This is a genomic window from Bradyrhizobium sp. P5_C11_2 (genome assembly GCF_054049755.1).
The window spans coordinates 1-1,422 of the sequence record NZ_JBFULT010000994.1 but is presented as its reverse complement, the minus strand read 5'-3'; the positions used below and the strand labels follow the sequence as shown (position 1 = coordinate 1,422).

At 62.1% G+C, this 1,422-nt stretch carries 2 protein-coding genes and 1 pseudogene; 1 reads left to right on the top strand and 2 read right to left on the bottom strand.

The genetic code is table 11. The features are described 5' to 3' along the window. Together ACXJL8_RS41025 and ACXJL8_RS41020 are read right to left on the bottom strand one after the other, a co-directional pair. Positions 1-405, bottom strand: a 405-nt coding sequence (locus ACXJL8_RS41025; RefSeq protein ID WP_456687039.1) for a glutathione S-transferase, incomplete at its 3' end; no start/stop codon positions are given. Positions 406-560: 155 nt separating this feature from the next. After that, the gene (locus ACXJL8_RS41020) at positions 561-1,112 is read right to left on the bottom strand and encodes a cytochrome b (RefSeq protein ID WP_456621312.1); all 552 of its coding nucleotides are present in this window, start codon (positions 1,110-1,112) and stop codon (positions 561-563) included. Positions 1,113-1,282: 170 nt separating this feature from the next. Here ACXJL8_RS41020 and ACXJL8_RS41015 point away from each other — a divergent pair. Further along, positions 1,283-1,422: pseudogene (locus ACXJL8_RS41015) on the top strand (glutamate racemase); the annotation flags it as partial.

Genomic DNA, 1,422 nt, shown 5'->3' with positions numbered 1-1,422 from the left:
GTCGACGCGCGCCTTGGTCGCAAGCAGCATCGGATTGTCGTCGGCAAGCTTGAGCCGGTTCAGGATCATCAGCCGGGCCATTCCGGCTTGCAGCGTGCCGTTGGCGAAGTGAAACCAGTACAGGAACTGTGCGAAGTCGGGGTCATCGGGGCGAAGCACGAGGCGGCCGTTGCCGTATCTGGCAATGATGTAGTCGACGATGGCACCGGATTCTGCGAGCACGAAATCGGCATCGGTGATCACCGGCGCCGACCCGATCGGATGCAGCGCCTTGTAGTCCGCCGGCGCCAGCATGGTGACGGGATCGCGCGCATAACGCTTCAGCTCGTAGGGAATTTCGAGCTCCTCGCAGAGCCAGACGATGCGCTCGGATTGCGATTTGCCGAGATGATGGACGGTGAGCATGGCGCCTCCTGCGATCGTGAGTTTGGTCAGTCGTGACGCCGCATCCTACTCCGTCATTGCGATGTAGAAGCAATAGCATTCCATCACCGTCATCCCCGCGCAACGGCGAAGCCGTTGCGCGGGGATGACGGATTGAACAGAAGTTCTATGTCCCCCTACCCCGCCTCGTCCGTCACCATCCGCACCACGACGCGGTCGCGGCGGATGAAGTGGTGCCAGAGCGCCGCGATCACGTGAACCGCGATCAGCGCGAGCAGGACATAGGCAAAGAAGATGTGGCAGTCCTCATAGGCACCCGCCGCCGCACGGTCGGGAGAGGTGAATTGCGGCACATGAAACAGGCCGAAGAAGTCCGAGTAATCAGGCGTGCGCGCGCCGGAATGCGCCCAGCCCAGCATGGCGACAACGATCACGATGAGATAGAGCGCACCATGGCTGACATGGGCCGCGATCTTGTGCCAGCGCGAGGTCCCAGGCGGCATAGCCGGCGTCGGATTGATGACGCGCCAGACCAGGCGCAGCACGGTGAGCAGCAGGACCACATAACCGATATCGGCGTGGATCGAGCGGTAGAAGAAGCGGTCGGGACGCGCCGGAATGTGGTTCACCCACCAGCCGAAGCCGATCATGCCGATGATCGCCAGCGCCAAACCCCAGTGAAGCCACCGGGCGACGCTGCCCCAGCCGGCATGTGTGTTTCTGATCATGTCGGCGCCCCCGCAATTTTGCGGAGCCGTCTGCACCGCAGCATCGCTGCTGATAGCGGGACAATGCAGAAGATACGAAGTGGAATCGTTCCAAATCGGCTCCCTGGAGGGCTCGGCCGTAAAACCGCCCCAAAAACCGAATGGTAACCATGATGGGCTAGGGTGATCACGTGACCTATTCTCCGACGATCCTGGTGTTCGATTCCGGCCTTGGCGGGCTCACGGTGCTGCGTGAGGTCGTGGCCGCGTGCCCGGACGCGCACTATGTCTACGTCGCCGACGACGCCTTCTTTCCCTACGGTCACCACAG

What these genes read in the sequence shown, in the direction of transcription:
- ACXJL8_RS41020 (WP_456621312.1), bottom strand. Translation starts at nt 1,112, where the DNA reads ATGATCAGAAACACACATGCCGGCTGGGGCAGCGTCGCCCGGTGGCTT.